This is a genomic window from Streptomyces sp. NBC_01260, from assembly GCF_036226405.1.
In the GTDB taxonomy this organism is placed as follows: Bacteria; Actinomycetota; Actinomycetes; order Streptomycetales; family Streptomycetaceae; genus Streptomyces; species Streptomyces laculatispora.
Window position 1 is genome coordinate 7,157,713 of sequence record NZ_CP108464.1, and the last position, 21,831, is coordinate 7,179,543.

General features: G+C 70.7%; 20 protein-coding genes and 1 tRNA gene. 17 read left to right on the forward strand and 4 right to left on the reverse strand.

The genetic code is table 11. The annotated features are described in order from the left end of the window. The first annotated feature begins 29 nt into the window (after positions 1–29). Positions 30–101, forward strand: a tRNA-Val gene (locus tag OG322_RS31995). 96 nt (positions 102–197) lie between these two features. On the opposite strand, the gene OG322_RS32000 is transcribed toward OG322_RS31995, so the two are convergent. Beyond that, complete coding sequence (locus OG322_RS32000; RefSeq protein WP_123468442.1) at positions 198–923, reverse strand: 3'-5' exonuclease; 726 nt, start codon at positions 921–923, stop codon at positions 198–200. A 190-nt stretch (positions 924–1,113) separates the two neighbouring features. On the opposite strand from OG322_RS32000, the gene OG322_RS32005 reads away from it, so the two are divergent. The 3 genes from OG322_RS32005 (at position 1,114) to thrS (ending at position 5,065) form a co-directional block, all read left to right on the forward strand. After that, positions 1,114–1,710, forward strand: a complete 597-nt coding sequence (locus tag OG322_RS32005) for a DUF4365 domain-containing protein (protein WP_123468440.1) — start codon at positions 1,114–1,116, stop codon at positions 1,708–1,710. Further along, complete coding sequence (locus tag OG322_RS32010; RefSeq protein ID WP_260147370.1) at positions 1,710–2,975, forward strand: hypothetical protein; 1,266 nt, start codon at positions 1,710–1,712, stop codon at positions 2,973–2,975. Before OG322_RS32005 ends, OG322_RS32010 begins: the two co-directional genes overlap by 1 nt. A 113-nt stretch (positions 2,976–3,088) precedes the next feature. Continuing rightward, positions 3,089–5,065, forward strand: coding sequence for a threonine--tRNA ligase (gene thrS, locus OG322_RS32015; RefSeq protein ID WP_329307314.1), 1,977 nt, complete (start codon positions 3,089–3,091; stop codon positions 5,063–5,065). Between the two features lie 28 nt (positions 5,066–5,093). Here thrS and OG322_RS32020 read toward each other — a convergent pair whose 3' ends face one another. Beyond that, on the reverse strand, positions 5,094–5,771 hold the full coding sequence (locus OG322_RS32020) for a potassium channel family protein (protein ID WP_124286540.1): 678 nt from the start codon (positions 5,769–5,771) through the stop codon (positions 5,094–5,096). Between the two features lie 66 nt (positions 5,772–5,837). Here OG322_RS32020 and OG322_RS32025 point away from each other — a divergent pair, with 66 nt between their 5' ends. After that, on the forward strand, positions 5,838–6,395 hold the full coding sequence (locus OG322_RS32025) for an HIT family protein (RefSeq protein ID WP_123468434.1): 558 nt from the start codon (positions 5,838–5,840) through the stop codon (positions 6,393–6,395). 79 nt (positions 6,396–6,474) lie between these two features. On the opposite strand, the gene OG322_RS32030 is transcribed toward OG322_RS32025, so the two are convergent. Both OG322_RS32030 and OG322_RS32035 read right to left on the reverse strand, forming a co-directional pair. Continuing rightward, positions 6,475–8,145 (reverse strand): hypothetical protein, encoded by a 1,671-nt coding sequence (locus OG322_RS32030; protein ID WP_123468432.1) that lies wholly within the window; start codon positions 8,143–8,145, stop codon positions 6,475–6,477. 147 nt (positions 8,146–8,292) lie between these two features. Next, entirely contained in the window at positions 8,293–10,518 is a 2,226-nt protein-coding gene (locus tag OG322_RS32035; protein ID WP_329307789.1) for an elongation factor G-like protein EF-G2, read from the reverse strand. A 328-nt stretch (positions 10,519–10,846) separates the two neighbouring features. Here OG322_RS32035 and pgsA point away from each other — a divergent pair, with 328 nt between their 5' ends. The 12 genes from pgsA (at position 10,847) to secD (ending at position 21,830) form a co-directional block, all read left to right on the forward strand. Continuing rightward, positions 10,847–11,527: a phosphatidylinositol phosphate synthase gene (gene pgsA, locus OG322_RS32040; protein WP_123468428.1), complete on the forward strand. Its 681-nt coding sequence runs from the start codon at positions 10,847–10,849 to the stop codon at positions 11,525–11,527. Beyond that, positions 11,524–12,459 carry a phosphatidylinositol mannoside acyltransferase gene (locus OG322_RS32045; RefSeq protein ID WP_123468426.1) on the forward strand — a complete coding sequence of 312 codons (936 nt, stop codon included), beginning with the start codon at positions 11,524–11,526 and terminating at the stop codon, positions 12,457–12,459. Before pgsA ends, OG322_RS32045 begins: the two co-directional genes overlap by 4 nt. Continuing rightward, entirely contained in the window at positions 12,456–13,616 is a 1,161-nt protein-coding gene (locus tag OG322_RS32050) for a glycosyltransferase family 4 protein (protein ID WP_123468423.1), read from the forward strand. The genes OG322_RS32045 and OG322_RS32050 overlap by 4 nt, the downstream gene beginning before the upstream one ends. Before the next feature lie 119 nt (positions 13,617–13,735). Further along, positions 13,736–14,281 carry a hypothetical protein gene (locus OG322_RS32055; RefSeq protein WP_123468421.1) on the forward strand — a complete coding sequence of 182 codons (546 nt, stop codon included), beginning with the start codon at positions 13,736–13,738 and terminating at the stop codon, positions 14,279–14,281. A gap of 165 nt (positions 14,282–14,446) precedes the next feature. Next, positions 14,447–15,367, forward strand: a complete 921-nt coding sequence (pdxS, locus tag OG322_RS32060; RefSeq protein ID WP_123468419.1) for a pyridoxal 5'-phosphate synthase lyase subunit PdxS — start codon at positions 14,447–14,449, stop codon at positions 15,365–15,367. A 6-nt stretch (positions 15,368–15,373) separates the two neighbouring features. Further along, entirely contained in the window at positions 15,374–15,967 is a 594-nt protein-coding gene (gene pdxT, locus OG322_RS32065) for a pyridoxal 5'-phosphate synthase glutaminase subunit PdxT (protein WP_123468417.1), read from the forward strand. Between the two features lie 61 nt (positions 15,968–16,028). Beyond that, the gene (locus OG322_RS32070) at positions 16,029–16,781 is read left to right on the forward strand and encodes a YebC/PmpR family DNA-binding transcriptional regulator (RefSeq protein WP_123468415.1); all 753 of its coding nucleotides are present in this window, start codon (positions 16,029–16,031) and stop codon (positions 16,779–16,781) included. A 133-nt stretch (positions 16,782–16,914) separates the two neighbouring features. Beyond that, positions 16,915–17,490, forward strand: a complete 576-nt coding sequence (gene ruvC / locus OG322_RS32075) for a crossover junction endodeoxyribonuclease RuvC (RefSeq protein WP_124286541.1) — start codon at positions 16,915–16,917, stop codon at positions 17,488–17,490. After that, on the forward strand, positions 17,487–18,113 hold the full coding sequence (gene ruvA, locus OG322_RS32080) for a Holliday junction branch migration protein RuvA (RefSeq protein ID WP_329307315.1): 627 nt from the start codon (positions 17,487–17,489) through the stop codon (positions 18,111–18,113). Before ruvC ends, ruvA begins: the two co-directional genes overlap by 4 nt. 83 nt (positions 18,114–18,196) lie before the next feature. Beyond that, on the forward strand, positions 18,197–19,270 hold the full coding sequence (gene ruvB / locus OG322_RS32085) for a Holliday junction branch migration DNA helicase RuvB (RefSeq protein WP_123468409.1): 1,074 nt from the start codon (positions 18,197–18,199) through the stop codon (positions 19,268–19,270). A 164-nt stretch (positions 19,271–19,434) separates the two neighbouring features. After that, the gene (yajC, locus tag OG322_RS32090) at positions 19,435–19,941 is read left to right on the forward strand and encodes a preprotein translocase subunit YajC (RefSeq protein ID WP_123468407.1); all 507 of its coding nucleotides are present in this window, start codon (positions 19,435–19,437) and stop codon (positions 19,939–19,941) included. Positions 19,942–20,087: 146 nt separating this feature from the next. Continuing rightward, positions 20,088–21,830, forward strand: coding sequence for a protein translocase subunit SecD (gene secD, locus OG322_RS32095; RefSeq protein WP_329307316.1), 1,743 nt, complete (start codon positions 20,088–20,090; stop codon positions 21,828–21,830). The last annotated feature ends 1 nt before the right edge of the window (position 21,831 follow it).

The following is a 21,831-nucleotide window of genomic DNA, read 5'->3' on the forward strand; positions in this document are numbered from 1 at the left end:
CCGGTCCCTGTATGGTTCAACCCGTTCCCGGGCGATTAGCTCAGTGGGAGAGCGCTTCGTTCACACCGAAGAGGTCACTGGTTCGAACCCAGTATCGCCCACCCCGGGAGAGGCCGGTCCGTCAGCAACACCGACGGACCGGTTTCTGCGTGTCCGGCTCCGCGAGCGTTCCCGTGGAGCCCTGGGCGCACACCGACTCACGCGGCGGCGCGCAGCTCCGGACGCAGCGGCCACGCCGGGTCCACCGTCTCCGGCGTGCCGCTCTTGGTGAACCAGGCCTGCAGACCGCGCGCCTGGGCGGCGTGCCACACCGCCTGCAGCGTGTGCAGCTCCGCCGGGGTCAGCCGCTCCAGCCGGGTGGCGAACCGCCGCCCGACCGCCCGGACCAGCTCCAGCGAGGCCGCCGCATCGGCCGCCGCGTCATGCGCCCCGTCCAGCACCACCCCGTACAGCTCGCACAGATCCGTGAGCGTGCGCCGGCCCTTGCGGTAGCGGTCCAGATGCTTGTCGAGCACCCGTGGATCCAGCACGCACAACGGCGTGTTCTCCAGATAGCCGGCCAGCGACGACGCCCGGTGCCGCTTGAGCTCCCGGTCCAGCAGCGTCAGGTCGAACGGCGCGTTCATCACCACCAGCGGCCGGCCGGCCGCACTCTGCTCGGCCAGCGCCAGGGCTATCTCCTCCACCACCGGCGCGGGCCACCGCCCGTTGCGCTGGAGGTGGTCGTCTGTCAGTCCGTGGATCTCCGTCGCCCCCGCGGGCACCGGCACCCCCGGATTCACCAGCCAGCGGGTGACGCGCATCCGCCCGCCGGCACTGTCCTGGACGACGAGGGCGGCCGAAACGATCCGGTCCCCCTCCACGTCCACTCCCGTCGTCTCGGTGTCAAAAGCGGCCAGTGGCCCCTCGTACCAATGAGTCATCCCCGAACTCCTCGCGCCCGAGCGGCAGATGGCGTGATTCCCCTGCCCGGTTCGGTGATACCCGCACCCTTTGCCTGATACGCCGTTTGCGGGCCGCCCGCTGCGGTGACAACACAGATGACGGGGACGGAAGTTGGTACACCTCCGCGTCCGCCGACCCATTGGCACGGCCCGGAAGGCACACGGAGCCATGGCACTCGCGCAGCCCGAACCAGGGGGTCCTTCCCGTGCCGGAGGCCACGGGGGAGGGCTGTTGCCCCAGCGGATCGCACCGCTGCGCGGCACTCTCGCCACCACCGCCTGCATGGAGACCCTCCAGGTGGGCTACTTGCACGCGGTCGCCGCCGCGGCGGGGTGCTCCCTGTCACAGCCCTTCCCCGACAACGGCATCGACTGGCACGTCAGCCACGGCGCCCCCGGCCATGTCGTCGACGACGAGGTGACCATCAAGGTCCAGCTGAAATGCACCTACCAGATACCGGCCCGCCCGCCCGGCGCGACGTTCGCCTTCACGCTCGACAACGCACACCTCGTGAAGCTCGCCCGGACCCCCGTGTCGGTGCACAAGATCCTGGTCGTGATGCTCGTGCCCCGGAGCCAGGACGACTGGCTGAGGGCCGGACACGACCGTCTCGACCTGCGCCACTGCTGTTACTGGACCAATCTGGCCGGCCACCCGGTGACCGGCCGGCACCGGACCACCGTGCGGATCCCGACCTCGCGCATCTTCGACGACCGAGCGCTCTGCGAGATCATGACCCGTGTCGGGGCAGGAGGGAGACCCTGATGCACCGGCCGATGGACGAGTCCGCCAACGAAGAGATCCCGTCAGTCGTACGACCCCACCCCATCGAGCCGCCCGGGCTCCGGTCCACCGGACCGCCGGCCGCCGGGAACCTGCCCGACCCTGCCCGGGTGGACCCCGCGGTACTCGCCGCCCTGCTCGCCCGCCACGGCTGGCGGCGGCGCGGCGGGGCCGCCGGACGCTACAGCCGCTGGACCCCGCCCGGACCGCCCGGCGGCTCCACCAGCCTGCTCGTACCCGACACCGGAGCCTTTCCCGACAGCGAGGACCTGCTGGGCGAGGCGCTGACCGCGCTGGCCCGCAGCGCGGCCCCCTCGGCCCGCGACGTCCTCGTCTCCCTCGCCGTCCCCAGCGACGAGATCCGCTGGTGGCGCGAGGCCCCCGAACCGGCCGCCGGAACCGCCGGCGCGGCCAGCTGGACCGGCGCCGAGCAGCTGCACGGCGCGGCCCGGCAGATCCTGCTCGCCGGCGCCCTCGCCGTCCGAGGCCGGGCCGGCTACCACGGTGCCCGCCACCGGCGGCGTGCCCTCGCGGCCCTCGACGGCATCCTCGTCGGACCCGCACCCGGCGGCCGCGACCTCACCGCGTTCGTGCCCGTCGAGGCCGGGCGCCCCGTGGCGGTACGGCTCCACCACGCCCTGCACGCCACTCGGGAGGCCGTGGACTACCAGCGGGCCACCGGCGGCATGGAGGCCTTCGACAGCGCCGTCGCGGCGGGCGTCAGCCGCGAGCTGACCGAGGCCGTCGTCGCACTCGTCCGCGGTTCCGAGGGCGCCGGGATCGCGCTGGAGTGGGCGCCCGCCGCGGGCACCCCCGACGGCTGTCCGGCGCGCCCCGAACCGGTGGAGTTCTCCCCGGGCGACCTGCCCGCACTGCGCCGGGCGGGCGCCCGCTACCTCCGGGACGAACCCGCGGTCACGGTGGCGATCACCGGCGCCGTCGTACGCCTGCGCCGCTCGGGGCCGCGCGGAGCCGGAATCGTACGGCTGCGGGTGCTGGCGGGAGCCGAGGTCCCGCACGTGCGGCTGGAGCTCGACGAGGAGGCGTACCGGATCGCGGGCCACGCCCATCTGGTGGGGCTGCCGGTGCGGGTGGAGGGAAGGCTGGAGAGCCGGGGCGGCTTCCGCCGGCTGACCAGGACCTCTCAGGTGGTTCCCGTGCAGGTCGACGACGCGGAGCGGGACCGGCTGATGAAGTCGCTCCAGGAGAACGTCGACTATTTCGAGGAGGCCTGCACGGGGGAGTAGCCGGGCGGAGGCCGCCGAATCCGGCCCTTTCGCTAAGAGGGGTGTCGGCTCGGTACGATTCCTCTTGCGCGCGCAGGAGGAATGCGCCGCACCCCCTGAGTCAGGAGAGACCGGTGTCAGACGTCCGTGTGATCATCCAGCGCGATTCCGAGCGGGAAGAACGCGTGGTGACGACGGGCACTACGGCAGCCGAGCTCTTCCCCGGCGAGCGCACCGTCGTCGCCGCCCGCATCGCCGGTGAGCTGAAGGACATCGCGTACGTGGTCGCCGACGGCGAGACCGTCGAGCCCGTGCTGATCTCCTCCGAGGACGGCCTCAACATCCTCCGGCACTCCACCGCGCACGTCATGGCGCAGGCCGTGCAGGAGCTTCATCCCGAGGCCAAGCTCGGCATCGGCCCCCCGGTCAAGGACGGCTTCTACTACGACTTCGACGTCGAGACGCCGTTCACGCCCGAGGACCTCAAGGCCATCGAGAAGAAGATGCAGGAGATCCAGAAGCGGGGCCAGAAGTTCTCCCGCCGGGTCGTCACGGACGAGGCGGCCCGCGAGGAGCTGGCCGACGAGCCGTACAAGCTGGAGCTCATCGGCATCAAGGGCTCCGCCTCCACGGACGACGGCGCGGACGTCGAGGTGGGCGGCGGCGAGCTGACCATCTACGACAACCTCGACCCGAAGACCGGGGACCTCTGCTGGAAGGACCTCTGCCGGGGCCCGCACCTGCCGACCACCCGTTTCATCCCGGCGTTCAAGCTGATGCGCAACGCGGCCGCCTACTGGCGCGGCAGCGAGAAGAACCCGATGCTCCAGCGCATCTACGGCACCGCCTGGCCCACCAAGGACGAGCTGAAGGCGCACCTGGAGTTCCTGGAGGAGGCCGCCAAGCGCGACCACCGCAAGCTCGGTAGCGAGCTGGACCTCTTCTCCTTCCCGGACGAGATCGGCCCCGGCCTCGCCGTCTTCCACCCCAAGGGCGGCGTCATCCGCCGGGCCATGGAGGACTACTCGCGGCGCCGCCACGAGGAGGAGGGCTACGAGTTCGTCTACTCGCCGCACGCCACCAAGGGCAAGCTCTTCGAGAAGTCCGGCCACCTGGACTGGTACGCCGACGGCATGTACCCGCCCATGCAGCTCGACGACGGGGTGGACTACTACCTCAAGCCGATGAACTGCCCGATGCACAACCTGATCTTCGACGCCCGTGGCCGTTCCTACCGTGAACTGCCGCTTCGTCTCTTCGAGTTCGGCACGGTGTACCGGTACGAGAAGTCGGGCGTCGTGCACGGCCTGACCCGTTCGCGCGGCTTCACGCAGGACGACGCGCACATCTACTGCACCAAGGAGCAGATGGCCGAGGAGCTGGACCGGACGCTCACCTTCGTCCTGAACCTGCTTCGCGACTACGGGCTGACCGACTTCTACCTGGAGCTCTCCACCAAGGACCCGGAGAAGTTCGTCGGCTCGGACGAGGCGTGGGAGGAGTCCACCGAGACGCTGCGCCTGGTCGCCGAGAAGCAGGGCCTGCCGCTGGTCCCGGACCCGGGCGGCGCCGCGTTCTACGGCCCTAAGATCTCGGTGCAGTGCAAGGACGCCATCGGCCGGACCTGGCAGATGTCGACCGTGCAGCTCGACTTCAACCTGCCGGAGCGCTTCGACCTGGAGTACACCGGCCCCGACGGCACCAAGCAGCGCCCGGTCATGATCCACCGCGCCCTGTTCGGCTCCATCGAGCGCTTCTTCGCGGTGCTGCTCGAGCACTACGCGGGTGCGTTCCCGGTGTGGCTGGCCCCGGTCCAGGCGGTCGGCATCCCGATCGGCGACGCGCACATCCCGTACCTCCAGGAGTTCGCCGCCAAGGCCCGTAAGCAGGGGCTGCGGGTCGACGTGGACGCCTCGTCGGACCGGATGCAGAAGAAGATCCGCAACCAGCAGCGGGCCAAGGTGCCGTTCATGATCATCGCGGGCGACGAGGACATGGCCAACGGTGCCGTCTCCTTCCGCTACCGCGACGGTTCGCAGGAGAACGGCATCCCGGTCGAGGACGCCCTCGCCAAGATCGCCAAGGCCGTCGAGGACCGCGTCCAGGTCTGATCGGTCACGAGAAGGGGCCTCCGGCGAGCTATCCGCTCGCCGGAGGCCCCTTCTCGTCCTCCCGCCGGAATGCCTGGATCAGCCACGACGAGGACGAACCCGTCACCGCTCCCAGCAGCGCCAGCCCGCAGGCCATCAGACCCGCTGCCACGACCCGGCCGAGAGGCGTCACCGGTACGGCATCCCCGTACCCCACCGTCGTGAGCGTCGCGCACGCCCACCAGACCGCGTCGCCGAAGGTCCGGATCGAGGCGCCCGGGGCTCCGTGCTCCAGGTGGTAGACCGCGAGGGCTGCCGAAAAGCCCAGCAGCAGGGACGTCATGCCCGCGTACGACATCACGCGTGCGTACAGGCTCAGCCGGGGCTCGTCGCGGCGTTTCTGGATGGCCGTGTAGACCTTCACCACACGCAGCGGACGCAGCAGCGGCAGGACGAGTACCAGTGTGTCCAGCCAGTGCACCCGGACGAAGCGGTGTCCCAGGCCGCTGAGCCGGATTCTGACGGCGTAGTCGATGACGAAGAGCAGCCACATGGCGCCGACCAGGGCGAGGGCGATGTCGCGCCAGAGTTCGGCGTCGTGCGGGGCGAGGACGCGGGTCGCGTAGCCGAGCAGGAACAGCAGCGAGGCGACGAAGAGCGGTGCCTCGGCGCGCTGCTCCCATCGGGTCAGAGCGGGAGTGGACTGGGCCGTGGTGCGGTCGCTCATTGGTCAAGCATCGCGGTGCGGGAACGGGTCCGGCCCCGGCGACACGCGCCGCACGGGGTAAGCAATATGCTGATCCGCATGACGAGTGAGCCGGAGCAGCAGATCGGAGTGGGGACGCCCGACGCGTTCCAGCGCCTGTGGACGCCCCACCGGATGGCGTACATCCAGGGCGAGAACAAGCCGACCGGTCCGGAGGCCGGCGACGGCTGTCCGTTCTGTGCGATTCCGTCGATGTCGGACGAGGACGGGCTCGTCGTCGCGCGCGGCGAGAAGGTCTACGCCGTGCTGAATCTGTACCCGTACAACGGTGGGCATCTGATGGTGGTGCCCTACCGGCACGTCGCGGACTACACCGAGCTGGACGGTCCGGAGACGGTGGAGCTCGCCGATTTCACCAAGCGTGCGATGACCGCGCTGCGTGCGGCGTCGGGGGCGCACGGATTCAACATCGGTATGAACCAGGGTGCGGTCGCCGGCGCCGGTATCGCCGCGCATCTGCACCAGCATCTGGTGCCCCGCTGGGGCGGTGACACCAACTTCATGCCGGTGGTGGGCCACACCAAGGTGCTGCCGCAGCTGCTGGCGGACACCCGGAAGATGCTGGCCGACGCCTGGCCCGTCTGATCCGACGTCCCTCCCCGGCTTACCGCGCAGGGCGCCCCGGCTCCCCGGGGCGCCCTGCGCGTGCTCGCGCGGGTGGCGTCTACGCGTCGTACAGGTCGGCCTTGCGCGGGGTCGGGTCCTGGACGGCTCCGCTCAGTATCGACGAGCGGTTGCCGAAGCGTTCGGTGTCGACGCCGTTCTCGTCGAGCACCTTGATGACGGCGTTGTGCACCACGCGCAGGACGGGCGTGGCAGCACGCATCGCGTCGTCCGCCATGAAGCGGTGGCGCCACGGCTTCTCGGCCCAGGCGTGCCGCAGCCCGAAGGGTTCCGGCAGCGCGATCTTGCCGCCGAGGTAGTCGAGCAGTGGCGGATACCAGGTGAAGGGGGCGCGCAGGGCGAGGCGGACGACCTCGCTGGACTCGACCAGCGCCAGCGTTATGCTGCGGGTCTCCCAGAACTTGACGGTCTTGTTGACCGTCTTCGTCTTGGCTGCGGGTTTGCTGGTGAAGAGGGAGTGGACCGGGCCGAGCGCGTGTCCGGTGACCTCGATGCGCAAGGTCTCGAAGAGCACGGTGACGGTGATCATCATGGTGATGACCAGCTGGCCGTCCCAGAGGGTGAACTGGACGCCGAGGTAGTGGCGGTCGCCGCCGCCGAACTGCTGGTGGTTGCAGATCCGCTGTATCTCGTGCGGCTTCACCTGGAAGGTGGCGACGTCCTCGCCCTCCGGGCGGGAGACCGATCCGGCGTTCTCGCCGACGGGCGACACGATCCAGTGCGTGACCGAGGGCTTGGGGAAGCCGCCCGTGTTCAGCGGGCCGCGTTCCAGCATCTTGAGCTGGTCGTGGATGACGCGTACCAGGTCCCAGCTGCGGAACTGGTGGAACTCCTTGCCGGGATCCTTGGAGACGAGGTCCTCGGCGAGCTGCCAGCTGCCCCAGCGGGTGCCCATGCCGAGGATGCCCTTGGGGCCCGCGTAGAAGACCGAGTTGGACTGCTGTTCGGCCGAGAGCTTCTCCAGGCCCTGACGGAGTGCCTCGCGGGCGGTCTCGCTCGGGTTCTTCGGTACGGCTTCGGGGATCTTGGCGACGACACCGCCGCCGGAGAGGAGCCCTTCCCAGCGGACGCGCATGTCCTGGGCGGAGGCCTCGGCGATCCGCTTGGCGATCAGCCAGCCGATGACGGGGGCGACGGCCATCGCGCGTACGTAGAGCCCCAGGAAGCCGTTGAGGGGCATTTTGATCAGGAGGAACACCGCGGCGATCCCGATGATCGGCAACAGGGCGTTGCCGAGGGCGGAGAGCCCCTTGTCCTTGGTCCTGGTGAGGCCGTCGCGCAGCCGGAACACGATGATCCACAGCAGCATTCCGGGCAGGAAGAGGAAGCCGAACAGGGCGGTCACGACCGTGAGCTTGGTGTCGCGCGCCTTGCGGAGCCGGGACGCGGACAGGCAGTGCTCGACGACGGTCTGCGGGTCGCTGCCGAAGGACTGGATGAGCGCACCGCGGGCGCCGCCCAGCGTGCGTTCCTGAACCGCGCGGGAGAAGGCCTCGCCGAGGTTGGGTTTGAAGTAGTCGGACTTGAAGAGCTTGGACCGGCCTGCCTTCACCTCGGACTTGTGCCACTCGCTGTTCGCCTTGAGGATCTCGTCCACCGGGCTGTCGCGGTACGCGGCAGAGGCGAGGGCGTTGGTCGCCACCGCCGCTCCCGCTGCTCCCTGGAGTGGAATCTGTGCTCCGGGAGAGAAATCGAATCCGTCGTTGGCCACTGTCGCCCCCACTCGCCCGTCAAGGAACCGCTCCTGCGGGTGTTTCCCAACTGCCGTGCCCGGCACACTTTCTGAGCTGGGACCACAGCGTATCGTCCGGATCGATTCGCTGTCCGGCCCTGTGGACAACCGCTGGGGGCGGAGGCGCTACGTGCCGTTCGTGCCGTTGTGCTGTTGCTCGCGCATACGGTCCGAGAGGTGTGCGGGCATGGCCTCGTGACGGGCGTAGGAGCGGTCGAAGCGGCCGGTGCCGTGGGACAGGGAGCGCAGGTCGACCGCGTACCGGCCGATCTCCAGCTCCGGCACCTCGGCCCGTACGAGGGTGCGTCCGGGCCCGGACTGCTCGGTGCCGACCACCCGGCCGCGGCGGCCCGAGAGATCGCTCATCACCGGACCGACGCAGTCGTCGGGGACGAGGACGCGGATCTCGGCGACGGGTTCGAGGAGCTTGATGCGGGTGTCCGAGGCCGCTTCGCGCAGGGCCAGGGCGCCGGCCGTCTGGAAGGCGGCGTCGGAGGAGTCCACGGAGTGGGACTTCCCGTCCCGCAGGGTGACCCGCAGGTCGACGAGCGGGTGTCCGGTGGCGACGCCGCGGGCGGCCTGCGTGCGGACGCCCTTCTCGACGGACGGGATGAACTGGCGTGGTACCGATCCGCCGACGACCTTGTCGATGAACTCGATGCCGGACCCCGGTGGCAGCGGCTCGACGTCGATCTCGCAGATGGCGTACTGACCGTGGCCGCCGGACTGTTTGACGTGCCGGCCGCGTCCGGTGGACGGCCCCGCGAACGTCTCGCGCAGGGCGACGCGGTGGGGGACGGCGTCGACCTGGACCGCGTACCGGCTGCGCAGCCGGTCGAGCGCCACGTCCAGATGGGCCTCCCCGAGGCACCACAGGACCACCTGGTGGGTGTCCTGGTTCTGCTCCAGGCGCATGGTGGGGTCCTCGGCCACGAGCCGCGCGAGGCCCTCGGAGAGCTTGTCCTCGTCCGCCTTGCCGTGCGCCTCGATGGCGAGCGGCAGCAACGGGTCGGGCATGGTCCACGGCTCCATCAGCAGCGGATGGTCCGGGTCGGACAGGGTGTCGCCGGTCTCGGCGGTGCCCAGCCGGGCGACGCAGGCGAGATCCCCGGCGATGCACTCGGTGACGGGGCGCTGCTGTTTGCCGAACGGTGAGGAGAGCGCGCCGACGCGGATCTCGGCCTCGTGGAAGGGGCGGGCCTCGTGGCCGGGGTCGGTGAGCCCGTGGCCGAATACGTGCACGGTGTCGTCGGAGCGCAGGGTGCCGGAGAAGACGCGGACCAGGGAGAGCCGGCCGACGTAGGGGTCGGAGGCCGTCTTGACCACCTCGGCGACCAGGGGGCCCCGCGCGTCGCGGCCGAGGGCGGGGAGCGGGGCGCCGTGCAGGGAGGTGACGGCGGGGAGCGGGCGCTCCAGCGGGGTCGGGAAGCCGCCGGTGATCAGGTCGAGGAGTTCGACGGTGCCGATGCCCTGACGGGCGCCCTCGGCGGCGGGGGCGGCGGCGAGGACAGGGTGGAAGGTGCCGCGTGCGACGGCGCGTTCCAGATCGTCGACGAGTGTCTCGATGTCGATGTCCGCGCCGTCGAGGTAGCGGTCCATCAGGGTCTCGTCCTCGCTCTCGGCGATGATCCCTTCGATGAGCCGGTTGCGGGCGGCGGCCAGCGGGGCCCGCTGATCCTCGGCGGGCGGGTTCTCCGTCCGCTCGCCGCCGGAGTAGTCGAGGATCCGCTGGGAGAGCAGTCCGGTGAGCCCGGTCAGCGGGGCGTGCCCGTCGGAGCCCTCGGGACCGTGGACGGGCAGGTAGAGCGGGAGCACGGCGTCGGGACCGTCACCGCCGGAGATCTCGCCGCAGATCCGCGTCATCGCGTCGAACGGGGTGCGGGCGGTGTCGAGGTGGGTGACGACGATGGCGCGCGGCATGCCGACGGCGGCGCACTCCTCCCAGACGGCGCGGGTGGCACCGGCCACGGCGGCTGACTCCTGGGCCGCCGAGACAACGAAGAGGGCCGCGTCCGCTGCCCGCAGACCGGCCCTGAGTTCCCCGACGAAATCCGCGTATCCCGGGGTGTCCAGCAGATTGATCTTGACCCCTCCCCATTCGACGGGAACCAGGGAGAGCTGTACGGAGCGTTGCTGGCGGTGTTCGATCCCGTCGTGGTCGGAGACCGTGCTGCCGTCCTCGACCCGGCCGGCCCGGTTGACCGCGCCCGCGGTCTGTGCGAGGGCCTCGACCAGGGTGGTCTTGCCCGAGCCGCTGTGGCCGACCAGCACCACGTTCCGTATGGAGGAGGGGTGGCCGGCCGTCGCCGCTCTTCCGGCGGCCCCGGTGTGTGCGTGTGCCTTGTCGCCCATGGTGCGTGCCTCCCAGATGATGGCGCGGGGCGGGAGAACCGCCGGGCGCGGGGTGGGGAGTGGCTGCACGGGCAGAAGGGAGCCGCCGCGGCGGCTTCGGCGACGCCCGCGGTACTTCCGAGCTTTCCACTCCCTCTGGGATGCGTCCATACGTCGTACGCCGCGGCACGGGCCCGCCGTCCGGACGGGGCCCGTGCCGCGGACCGCTCCGGACGACCGGGCCCGGCGGCCCGGGGGTGCCCGGACGGTGGAGTGCGGCGGTCGTGACTACGATGGGCCAGCCGGTGGCCGATGGGGCCATGCGGCCCACCGAACCCTCGGGAAGGCCATGCTGAACAAGTACGCGCGTGCATTCTTCACGCGTGTCCTCACGCCGTTCGCCGCACTGCTGCTCCGTCTCGGCGTGAGTCCTGACGCGGTCACTCTGATCGGCACGGCCGGGGTGATGGCAGGTGCGCTGGTCTTCTTCCCGATGGGGGAGTTCTTCTGGGGCACGATCGTCATCACGATCTTCGTCTTCTCCGACCTCGTCGACGGCAACATGGCGCGGCAGGCCGGCATCTCCAGCCGGTGGGGCGCGTTCCTCGACTCGACGCTCGACCGGGTGGCCGACGGGGCGATCTTCGCCGGCTTCGTCCTCTGGTACGCGGGCAGCGGCGACGACAACGCCCTGTGCGCGGTCGCGATCTTCTGTCTCGCGAGCGGCCAGGTGGTCTCGTACACCAAGGCACGCGGTGAGTCGATCGGTCTGCCGGTCGCGGTCAACGGGCTCGTGGAGCGTGCCGAGCGGCTGGTGATCTCCCTGGTGGCGGCCGGGCTCGCCGGACTGCACAAGTTCGGTGTGCCGGGGATCGACATCCTGCTCCCGATCGCGCTCTGGATCGTCGCGGCGGGCAGCCTGGTGACGCTCGTGCAGCGCGTCGTGACGGTGCGCCGCGAGTCCGCGGAGGCCGATGCGGCCGCCGCGGCGTCGGCCGCGGCGGACCGGGGGAGCGAGGCCACTCAGTGAGCCGCGCACCCGGGGACGCGAAGCCCGGTCCCAAGGAACGGATCAGCGACGGGCTGTACGGACTCGGCTGGGCCGCGGTCAAGAAGCTTCCCGAACCGGCCGCGCGGGCGCTCTTTCGCACCATCGCGGACCAGGTGTGGAAGCGGCGCGGCAAGAGCGTGCTGCGGCTGGAGTCGAATCTGGCGCGGGTCGTGCCGGACGCGAGCCCCGCCCGCCTCGCCGCGCTGTCCAAGGCCGGGATGCGCTCGTACATGCGGTACTGGATGGAGTCGTTCCGGCTGCCCACCTGGAGTGCGCGGCGGATCAAGGACTCCATCGACGTGTCGGACGCGCACCGGCTGACCGAGGGGCTCGACGCCGGGCGCGGCGTCATCCTCGCCCTGCCGCACCTGGGGAACTGGGACCTGGCGGGCGCGTGGGTCACCACGGATCTGGAGGTCCCCTTCACCACGGTCGCCGAGCGGCTGAAGCCGGAGTCGCTGTACGACCGGTTCGTGGCCTACCGCGAGGGACTGGGCATGGAGGTCCTGGCGCACAACGGCGGGACCGCGTTCGGCACGCTGGCGCAGCGGCTGCGGGCGGGCGGCCTGGTCTGCCTGGTCGCCGACCGCGACCTGTCGGCCTCCGGCGTCGAGGTGACGTTCTTCGGGGACACGGCCCGGATGCCGGCGGGCCCGGCGCTGCTCGCCCAGCAGACCGGGGCGCTGCTGCTGCCGGTCACGCTCCACTACGACGACACGCCGGTGATGAAGGCGCGGATCCATCCACCCGTCGAGGTTCCCGGCTCAGGTGACCGCGCGCAGCGGACGTCTGTCATGACACAGGCGCTGGCCGACGCCTTCGCCCTGGGAATCGCCGAGCACCCGGAGGACTGGCATATGCTGCAACGGCTGTGGCTCGCCGACCTCGAACCCCTCGGAGACCAGCAGTGAAGATCGGCATCGTCTGCCCGTACTCCTGGGACGTACCGGGCGGCGTGCAGTTCCACATCCGCGATCTGGCCGAGCATCTGATCCGGCTCGGCCACCAGGTGTCCGTGCTGGCCCCGGCCGACGACGAGACTCCGCTGCCGCCGTACGTGGTGTCCGCGGGCCGGGCCGTGCCCGTCCCGTACAACGGTTCCGTGGCCCGGCTGAACTTCGGTTTCCTGTCCGCGGCACGGGTGCGGCGCTGGCTGCACGACGGCACGTTCGACGTGATCCACATCCATGAGCCGACCTCGCCGTCGCTGGGGCTGCTGACCTGCTGGGCCGCGCAGGGGCCGATCGTCGCCACGTTCCACACGTCCAATCCGCGCTCCCGGGCGATGATCGCCGCGTATCCGATCCTCCAGCCGGCGCTGGAGAAGATCAGTGCGCGCATCGCGGTCAGCGAGTACGCGCGCCGCACCCTGGTCGAGCATCTGGGCGGCGACGCGGTGGTCATTCCGAACGGTGTCGACGTCGGGTTCTTCGCCGCTGCCGAGCCCAGGCCCGAGTGGCAGGGCGGCACGATCGGTTTCATCGGGCGCATCGACGAGCCCCGCAAGGGTCTGCCCGTCCTGATGCGGGCGCTGCCCGCGATCCTCGCCGCCCGCCCGGACACCAGGCTGCTGGTGGCCGGCCGGGGCGACGAGGAGGAGGCTGTCGCCTCGCTGCCGAAGGAGATGCGCGAGCGGGTCGAGTTCCTCGGCATGGTGAGCGACGAGGACAAGGCGCGGCTGCTGCGCAGTGTCGATGTGTACGTCGCGCCCAACACCGGCGGCGAGAGCTTCGGGATCATCCTGGTCGAGGCCATGTCGGCGGGCGCGCCGGTCCTGGCCAGCGACCTGGACGCCTTCGCGCAGGTCCTGGACCTGGGCGCGGCGGGCGAACTGTTCGCCAACGAGGACGCGGACGCGCTGGCGGCGGCGGCGGTCCGGCTGCTGGGCGACCCGCAGCGGCGCGCGGAGCTGCGGGAGCGCGGCAGCGCGCATGTGCGGCGCTTCGACTGGTCGACGGTGGGGGCGGACATCCTCGCGGTCTACGAGACGGTGGCGGACGGGGCGGCGTCGGTCGCGGCGGACGAACGCACCGGGCTGCGGGCCAGGTTCGGGCTGACGCGGGACTGAGAGGCTGCCGGGCCCCCGGCAGCCGCTGAGCCGTTCCCGGTTTCCCGGCGGCTCTCCGGCCGGCTCTCCGGCCGGCCGAGGGGGCTGTGCGGCGCCCGGTCACCGGTAGCCTTCGGCCCGTGACCGAAACCCTCATCTGGACCGCCGTCGTGCTCGTCGCGATCGGCCTCTACCTCAGCTGGACCGCCGGCCGGCTCGACCGGCTGCACACCCGTATCGACGCGGCCCGGGCCGCACTCGACGCACAACTCCTGCGCCGGGCCTCGGTCACCCAGGAACTCGCCACCTCCGGTGTCCTGGACCCGGCCGCGTCCATCGTCCTGTACGAGGCCGCGCACGCCGCCCGTCAGGCGGAGGAGGAGCACCGCGAGGTCGCCGAGAGCGAACTGAGCACCGCCCTGCGCGCGGTGTTCGGCGAGCCGGCGCAGGTGGAGGCGGTCAAGGAGATCCCGGGCGGCGAGGAGACCGCGTCCGAACTGGCCGCCGCCGTCCGCCGGGTCCCGATGGCACGCCGGTTCCACAACGACGCGGTGCGGGCCGCCCGTGCGCTGCGCCGCCACCGCACGGTGCGCTGGTTCCGGCTGGCCGGTCATGCCCCGTTCCCACTCGCCTTCGAGATGGACGACGAGCCGCCGGTCGCCCTCGCCGCGCGCCCGGTCAGCTGACGTCCGCGGCGCGAGCGGGGCACGGCCCGTTCCCGCTCGCCGCGGGGCCAAAACGATCCACCGGCCTCCTATTGGCCCTTGCTGTGGACCGGTCCCGGAGAGTTTGCTCAGCAGTGCATGACCCCCATGCGCGCTCAGCGTCTTTTCTCCCAGTGAGGTCGATCCGTGTCCACGCTTCCCACCACCCCGCAGTCCGCTGACTCCCCTGCGACCGGCACCGCCCGCGTCAAGCGCGGCATGGCCGAGCAGCTCAAGGGCGGCGTGATCATGGACGTCGTCAACGCCGAGCAGGCGAAGATCGCCGAGGACGCGGGCGCCGTGGCCGTCATGGCCCTGGAGCGGGTGCCGGCCGACATCCGCAAGGACGGCGGCGTGGCCCGGATGTCCGACCCGAACATGATCGAGGAGATCATCGAGGCCGTCTCCATCCCGGTCATGGCGAAGTCCCGCATCGGACACTTCGTCGAGGCCCAGGTCCTGCAGTCCCTCGGCGTCGACTACATCGACGAGTCCGAGGTGCTCACCCCGGCCGACGAGGTCAACCACAGCGACAAGTTCGCCTTCACCACCCCGTTCGTCTGCGGCGCCACCAACCTGGGCGAGGCCCTGCGCCGCATCGCCGAGGGCGCGGCCATGATCCGCTCGAAGGGCGAGGCCGGCACCGGCAACGTCGTCGAGGCCGTCCGGCACCTGCGCCAGATCAAGAACGAGATCGCCCGGCTGCGCGGCTACGACAACAACGAGCTGTACGCCGCCGCCAAGGACCTCCGCGCCCCGTACGAGCTGGTCAAGGAGGTCGCCGAGCTCGGCAAGCTGCCCGTCGTCCTGTTCTCCGCGGGCGGCGTCGCCACCCCCGCCGACGCCGCGCTGATGCGTCAGCTGGGCGCCGAGGGCGTCTTCGTCGGCTCCGGCATCTTCAAGTCCGGCGACCCGGCCAAGCGCGCCGCCGCCATCGTGAAGGCCACCACGTTCTTCGACGACCCGAAGATCATCGCGGACGCCTCCCGCAACCTGGGCGAGGCCATGGTCGGCATCAACTGCGACACCCTGCCCGAGACCGAGCGCTACGCCAACCGCGGCTGGTAGTCACTGATGAGCGACACCCCTGTGATCGGAGTCCTGGCTCTCCAGGGCGACGTACGGGAACACCTGATCGCCCTGGCCTCGGCGGACGCCCTGGCCAGGCCGGTTCGGCGGCCCGAGGAACTCGCCGAGGTCGACGGCCTGGTCGTGCCCGGCGGCGAGTCCACCACGATGTCCAAACTGGCAGCCCTGTTCGGGATGCTGGAACCGTTGCGCGAGCGGGTGGCCGCCGGGATGCCGGTCTACGGCACCTGCGCCGGAATGATCCTGCTCGCCGACAAGATCCTCGACCCGCGCTCGGGCCAGGAGACCATAGGCGGCATCGACATGATCGTGCGCCGTAACGCTTTCGGGCGGCAGAACGAGTCGTTCGAGGCGGCCGTGAATGTCGCCGGGATCGAGGGCGGTCCGGTCGAGGGCGTCTTCATCCGGGCCCCCTGGGTCGAATCCGTGGGTGCGCAGGCCCGGGTCATCGCCGAGCACGGCGGCCATATCGTGGCGGTACGGCAGGGAAACGCCCTTGCCACGTCATTCCATCCCGAACTGACCGGGGACCACCGGCTTCACGCCTACTTCGTCGACATGGTGCGCGCACTGGGCTGACTCGATCCCGGTAGGATCTCTCGGGTTCGTACGGAATTTGGTGACGCGAAGGAGAAGGCAGATGTCCGGCCACTCTAAATGGGCTACGACGAAGCACAAGAAGGCCGTGATTGACGCCAAGCGCGGCAAGCTCTTCGCGAAGCTGATCAAGAACATCGAGGTCGCGGCCCGCACCGGCGGTGTGGATCCCGAGGGCAACCCGACCCTTGTGGACGCGATCCAGAAGGCGAAGAAGAGCTCGGTCCCGAACAAGAACATCGACTCCGCGGTCAAGCGCGGTGGCGGGCTCGAAGCGGGCGGCGTCGACTACCAGACGATCATGTACGAGGGCTACGGCCCCAACGGTGTCGCGGTGCTCATCGAGTGCCTCACCGACAACCGCAACCGCGCCGCGTCCGACGTACGCGTCGCCATGACGCGCAACGGCGGCTCGATGGCCGACCCGGGCTCGGTCTCGTACCTGTTCAACCGCAAGGGCGTCGTCATCGTCCCCAAGGGTGAGCTGTCCGAGGACGATGTGCTGGGCGCGGTCCTCGACGCGGGTGCCGAGGAGGTCAACGACCTCGGCGAGAGCTACGAGGTCGTCAGCGAGGCCACCGACATGGTCGCGGTCCGCACCGCGCTCCAGGAGGCGGGCATCGACTACGACTCGGCCGAGGCCAACTTCCTGCCCACCATGCAGGTCGACCTCGACGAGGAGGGCGCCCGCAAGATCTTCAAACTGATCGACGCGCTGGAGGACAGCGACGACGTGCAGAACGTCTTCGCCAACTTCGACGTATCGGACGAGGTCATGGAGAAGGTCGACGCCTGAGCGGTTGTCGGTCGACCGGCGCAGCTTTCCGTGGAAGGGCCGACGGGGACACACCCCGTCGGCCCGTCGCATTGTCAGTGCGAGCCGATAGCCTGCGGGAACAGTTGACCGATCGGCAGGGAGGGGGCGACCCATGCGGGTACTCGGTGTGGACCCCGGGCTGACCCGGTGCGGCGTCGGAGTCGTCGAAGGCGTCGCGGGCCGTCCCCTGACGATGCTCGGCGTCGGAGTCGTGCGCACACCGGCCGACGCGGAGCTCGGACACCGGCTGGTGGCCATCGAGCGCGGCATCGAGGAGTGGCTCGAAGAGCACCGGCCCGAATGCGTCGCCGTCGAGCGGGTGTTCGCCCAGCACAACGTCCGTACGGTGATGGGCACGGCCCAGGCCAGTGCGGTCGCCATGCTCTGCGCGTCCCGCCGCGGCATCCCGGTGGCCCTGCACACGCCCAGCGAGGTCAAGGCCGCCGTCACCGGCAGCGGCCGCGCGGACAAGGCGCAGATCGGGGCCATGGTCACCCGGCTCCTGCGGCTGGACGCCCCGCCGAAACCGGCCGACGCCGCCGACGCGCTCGCCCTCGCCATCTGTCACATCTGGCGCGCCCCGGCGGTCAACCGCCTCCAGCAGGCGCACGCGGCCGCAGCGGCCGCGGCCCGTACCCCGCGCGTTCCGCGCACCGCAGCAGCTCCCGTCCGGAAGGTCCCCCGATGATCGCCTTCGTCAGCGGCCCCGTGGCCGCTCTCGCCCCGACCACGGCCGTGATCGAGGTCGGCGGCATCGGCATGGCCGTCCAGTGCGCGCCGAACACCCTCGCCGGTCTCCGTATCGGCAAGGAGGCCAGGCTGGCCACCTCCCTCGTCGTACGGGAGGACTCGCTCACGCTCTACGGCTTCGCGGACGACGACGAGCGGCAGACCTTCGAGCTGCTCCAGACCGCGAGCGGGGTCGGACCCCGGCTCGCCCAGGCCATGCTCGCCACGCACAGCCCGGACGCCCTGCGCATCGCCGTGTCCACCGGGGACGAGAAGGCGCTCACCGCGGTCTCCGGCATCGGCAAGAAGGGCGCGCAGAAGCTCCTGCTCGAACTCAAGGACCGGCTCGGCGAGCCGGTCGGCGCCCACATCGGTCAGCAGGGCATCGGCACCGCTGTCTCCTCCACCTGGCGCGACCAGCTGCAGGCCGCCCTGATCGGCCTCGGCTACGCGACGCGCGAGGCGGACGAGGCGGTGTCCGCCGTGGCCCCGCAGGCGGAGGCCGCCATCGCTGAGGGCGCGCAGCCGCCGGTGCCGCAGCTGCTGCGCGCCGCCCTGCAGACCCTCAACCGGGCGCGCTGAGCGAGCCCGGAGGGCACCCTTCTCCACCCCGGACCGGGCACCGCACGGCCCGGCACCGAAACACCCGAGGCGGGACTGACGAGATGAACTGGGACGAGACCGGACCCGACACCGACGAGCTGCTCGACGAGCGGCTCGTCGACGCCGGCGCGGACGGCGAGGACACCGCCGTGGAGGCGGCACTGCGCCCCAAGGACCTCGACGAGTTCGTCGGCCAGGAGACGGTCCGCGAACAGCTCGACCTGGTCCTCAAGGCGGCCCGCGCCCGTGGCGCCACCGCCGATCACGTGCTGCTCTCCGGCGCCCCGGGCCTGGGCAAGACGACCCTCTCCATGATCATCGCGGCTGAGATGAACGCCCCGATCCGGATTACCTCCGGCCCCGCCATCCAGCACGCGGGCGATCTGGCGGCGATCCTGTCCTCGCTCCAGGAGGGCGAGGTCCTCTTCCTCGACGAGATCCACCGCATGTCCCGGCCCGCCGAGGAAATGCTCTACATGGCGATGGAGGACTTCCGGGTCGACGTGATCGTCGGCAAGGGGCCGGGGGCCACCGCCATCCCGCTGGAGCTGCCGCCCTTCACCCTGGTCGGCGCCACGACCAGGGCAGGGCTTCTGCCGCCCCCGCTGCGCGACCGCTTCGGCTTCACCGGGCACATGGAGTTCTACACGCCCGTCGAACTGGAAAGGGTGATCCACCGCTCGGCCCGCCTCCTCGACGTCGCGATAGACGTCGAGGGCGCCGCGGAGATCGCCGGCCGCTCCCGCGGCACGCCCCGTATCGCCAACCGGCTGCTGCGCCGCGTCCGGGACTACGCCCAGGTCAAGGCCGACGGCAGGATCGACCGGGACGTCGCCGCCGCGGCCCTCCAGGTGTACGAGGTCGACGCCCGCGGTCTCGACCGGCTGGACCGGGCGGTGCTCGGCGCACTGATAAAGCTCTTCGGCGGCGGCCCGGTCGGCCTGTCAACCCTCGCGGTCGCCGTGGGGGAGGAGCGCGAGACGGTCGAGGAGGTCGCCGAGCCCTTCCTGGTGCGGGAAGGGCTCCTGGCCAGGACGCCGCGCGGGCGGGTCGCCACACCGGCTGCCTGGGCCCACCTCGGGCTGGTTCCTCCGCAGCAAGGCGGAATGGGACAACAGGGCCTGTTCGGGGCGTGACACATCACAGGTTGGCCCGCAGAGGAACCCGGGTGCCATGCTGGACGTTGTTCCATCGATGCGGACTCGCTTAGACTCCGCCGATGCCGTCCTCAAAGGTCGGTGTACCCACCCCCGTAGACCAGGCCGCCTTCCAGCGCGGTCGTGCGAAGGAAACTCGTCCCGTGAATCCCGTGACTCTCCTCCCCTTCATCGTGCTCATCGGGGCCATGTTCCTGATGACGCGGTCCGCCAAGAAGAAGCAGGCGGCGGCTGCGAACATGCGCAATGAAATGCAGCCCGGTACCGGCGTCCGGACGATCGGGGGCATGTACGCCACCGTCAAGGAGCTTCACGACGACTCGGTCCTCCTTGAGATTGCTCCCGGCGTCCACGCCGTCTACGCCAAGAACTCCATCGGTGCCGTCCTCGACGACGCGGAGTACAACCGCATCGTCCACGGTGACGAGGAGGAGGAGCTCGACGTCGACGGCGCGGTCGTGCCCGACGACGCCTCCTCGCTGACCGAGCTCGACGACGCCACCGACGAGGACACCTCGGACGTCGCGAAGATCGATCTGGGCAAGAAGGCCGAGGCGGACGACACCGAGGCGGACGACACCGAGCCGGCCGACACGCCGACCGACAAGAAGTCCGACGGCAAGTCCGACGGCGAGGCCGAAGCGAAGTAGCACACGACCCGGGGATGCCGTGAGCCCACAGGCATCCGGCTGTCCCCGGACCGTGCGGTCTTCTGCGGGGGCGGGTCCCCACTACACTTCGTGGCCGCTTGGGCGCGTACCCGGCGCGGGGCGGTTGGACAGGGAGAAACGAAAAGGTGGCAGCACCGAAGAAGGGCCGAGGGCCGGCCGGCGGTCAGGGCAGGCCGGGGCGTGCCCTGGCTCTGATCCTGATCGCCATGGTCGCGCTCACCGGCGGGATGTTCCTGGCCGATCAGCCGACGCCGCGACTCGGCATCGACCTGGCGGGTGGCACGTCCATCACGCTGGAGGCGAAGGCCGAGCCCGGCCAGGAGTCGTCGATCAACAAGACCAACATGGACACGGCGGTCCAGATCATGGAACGCCGCGTCAACGGTCTTGGCGTGTCTGAGGCCGAGGTCCAGACACAGGGCAAGAGCAACATCATCGTCAACATCCCCAAGGGCACGAACTCCGCCCAGGCCCGGGAGCAGGTCGGTACGACGGCCAAGCTCTACTTCCGGCCGGTGCTGACCGTCGCCCAGGGCACGCCCACCCCGGCACCCAGCGCCTCGTCCTCCGGCAAGGCCAGCCCGTCGGGATCGCCGAGCTCCTCCGCCTCCGACAAGGCGTCGAGCCCGTCCACGAAGCCGAACCCGAGCGCCACCACCCAGGGCCGCGCGGTCACCGGCGCCCTGAAGGCCGACTCCACGCCCACGCCGAACGCCAGCGGGACGCCCAAGGCGAGCGGCACCCCCACCGCGTCCCCCGAGGAGCAGGCGGCGGCCGCCAAGCTGCAGAAGCAGTTCGAGGCGCTCGACTGCTCCACCAAGGCCGGCCGCTCCAAGGCGGCCCAGGGCTCCAAGGCCACCGACACGGTGGTCGCCTGTGAGCAGGACGGCAGCGCCAAGTACGTGCTCGGCCCGGCCGAGGTCGACGGCACGGACGTGAAGACCGCGAAGGCGGCCATCAACCAGAACAACGGTCAGTGGATCGTTCAGATGGGGTTCACCGGCGGCGGCGCCAAGAAGTTCCAGAAGATCACGGGCACGCTCGCCCAGCAGCAGTCCCCGCAGAACCAGTTCGCCATCGCGCTCGACGGCGAAGTGGTCTCGGCGCCCTCCGTGAGCCAGGCGCTGAGCGCCGACGCCGAGATCTCCGGCAGCTTCACCCAGCAGTCCGCTGAGGACCTGGCCAACGTCCTGTCCTACGGTGCGCTGCCGCTCTCCTTCAAGGAGCAGAGCGTCACCACCGTCACCGCCGCACTCGGCGGGGAGCAGCTCAAGGCGGGCCTGATCGCCGGCGCCATCGGCCTGGCCCTGGTCGTCATCTACCTGGTGGCCTACTACCGCGGGCTGGCGCTCATCGCGCTCCTCAGCCTCCTGGTCTCCGGCATCCTGACGTACACGATCATGGCGCTGCTCGGCCCGGCCATCGGATTCGCGCTGAACCTGCCCGCTGTCTGCGGCGCCATCGTGGCGATCGGAATCACCGCGGACTCGTTCATCGTGTACTTCGAACGCATCCGTGACGAGATCCGCGAGGGCCGTACGCTCCGTCCCGCCGTCGAGCGGGCCTGGCCGCGCGCCCGGCGCACCATCCTGGTCTCCGACTTCGTGTCGTTCCTGGCCGCGGCGGTGCTGTTCGTCGTCACTGTCGGAAAGGTCCAGGGCTTCGCGTTCACGCTGGGTCTCACCACCCTGCTCGACGTGGTCGTGGTGTTCCTCTTCACCAAGCCGGTCATGACGCTGATGGCCCGCAAACCGTTCTTCGCGAGCGGTCACCCGTGGTCCGGACTGGACCCGAAGCGGCTCGGCGCCAAGCCGCCGCTGCGTCGTTCGCGCCGTGTCAACGCCCCCACCGACCCGAAGGAGGCGTGAG

Coding starts and splice junctions, on each gene's coding strand:
- pdxT (WP_123468417.1), top strand. CDS start 15,374: ATGAGCGACACCCCTGTGATCGGAGTCCTGGCTCTCCAGGGCGACGTA.
- OG322_RS32000 (WP_123468442.1), bottom strand. CDS start 923: ATGACTCATTGGTACGAGGGGCCACTGGCCGCTTTTGACACCGAGACG.
- OG322_RS32025 (WP_123468434.1), top strand. CDS start 5,838: ATGCTGATCCGCATGACGAGTGAGCCGGAGCAGCAGATCGGAGTGGGG.
- OG322_RS32010 (WP_260147370.1), top strand. CDS start 1,710: ATGCACCGGCCGATGGACGAGTCCGCCAACGAAGAGATCCCGTCAGTC.
- ruvB (WP_123468409.1), top strand. CDS start 18,197: ATGAACTGGGACGAGACCGGACCCGACACCGACGAGCTGCTCGACGAG.
- ruvC (WP_124286541.1), top strand. CDS start 16,915: ATGCGGGTACTCGGTGTGGACCCCGGGCTGACCCGGTGCGGCGTCGGA.
- OG322_RS32020 (WP_124286540.1), bottom strand. CDS start 5,771: ATGAGCGACCGCACCACGGCCCAGTCCACTCCCGCTCTGACCCGATGG.
- ruvA (WP_329307315.1), top strand. CDS start 17,487: ATGATCGCCTTCGTCAGCGGCCCCGTGGCCGCTCTCGCCCCGACCACG.
- pgsA (WP_123468428.1), top strand. CDS start 10,847: ATGCTGAACAAGTACGCGCGTGCATTCTTCACGCGTGTCCTCACGCCG.
- OG322_RS32005 (WP_123468440.1), top strand. CDS start 1,114: ATGGCACTCGCGCAGCCCGAACCAGGGGGTCCTTCCCGTGCCGGAGGC.
- OG322_RS32070 (WP_123468415.1), top strand. CDS start 16,029: ATGTCCGGCCACTCTAAATGGGCTACGACGAAGCACAAGAAGGCCGTG.
- OG322_RS32035 (WP_329307789.1), bottom strand. CDS start 10,518: ATGGGCGACAAGGCACACGCACACACCGGGGCCGCCGGAAGAGCGGCG.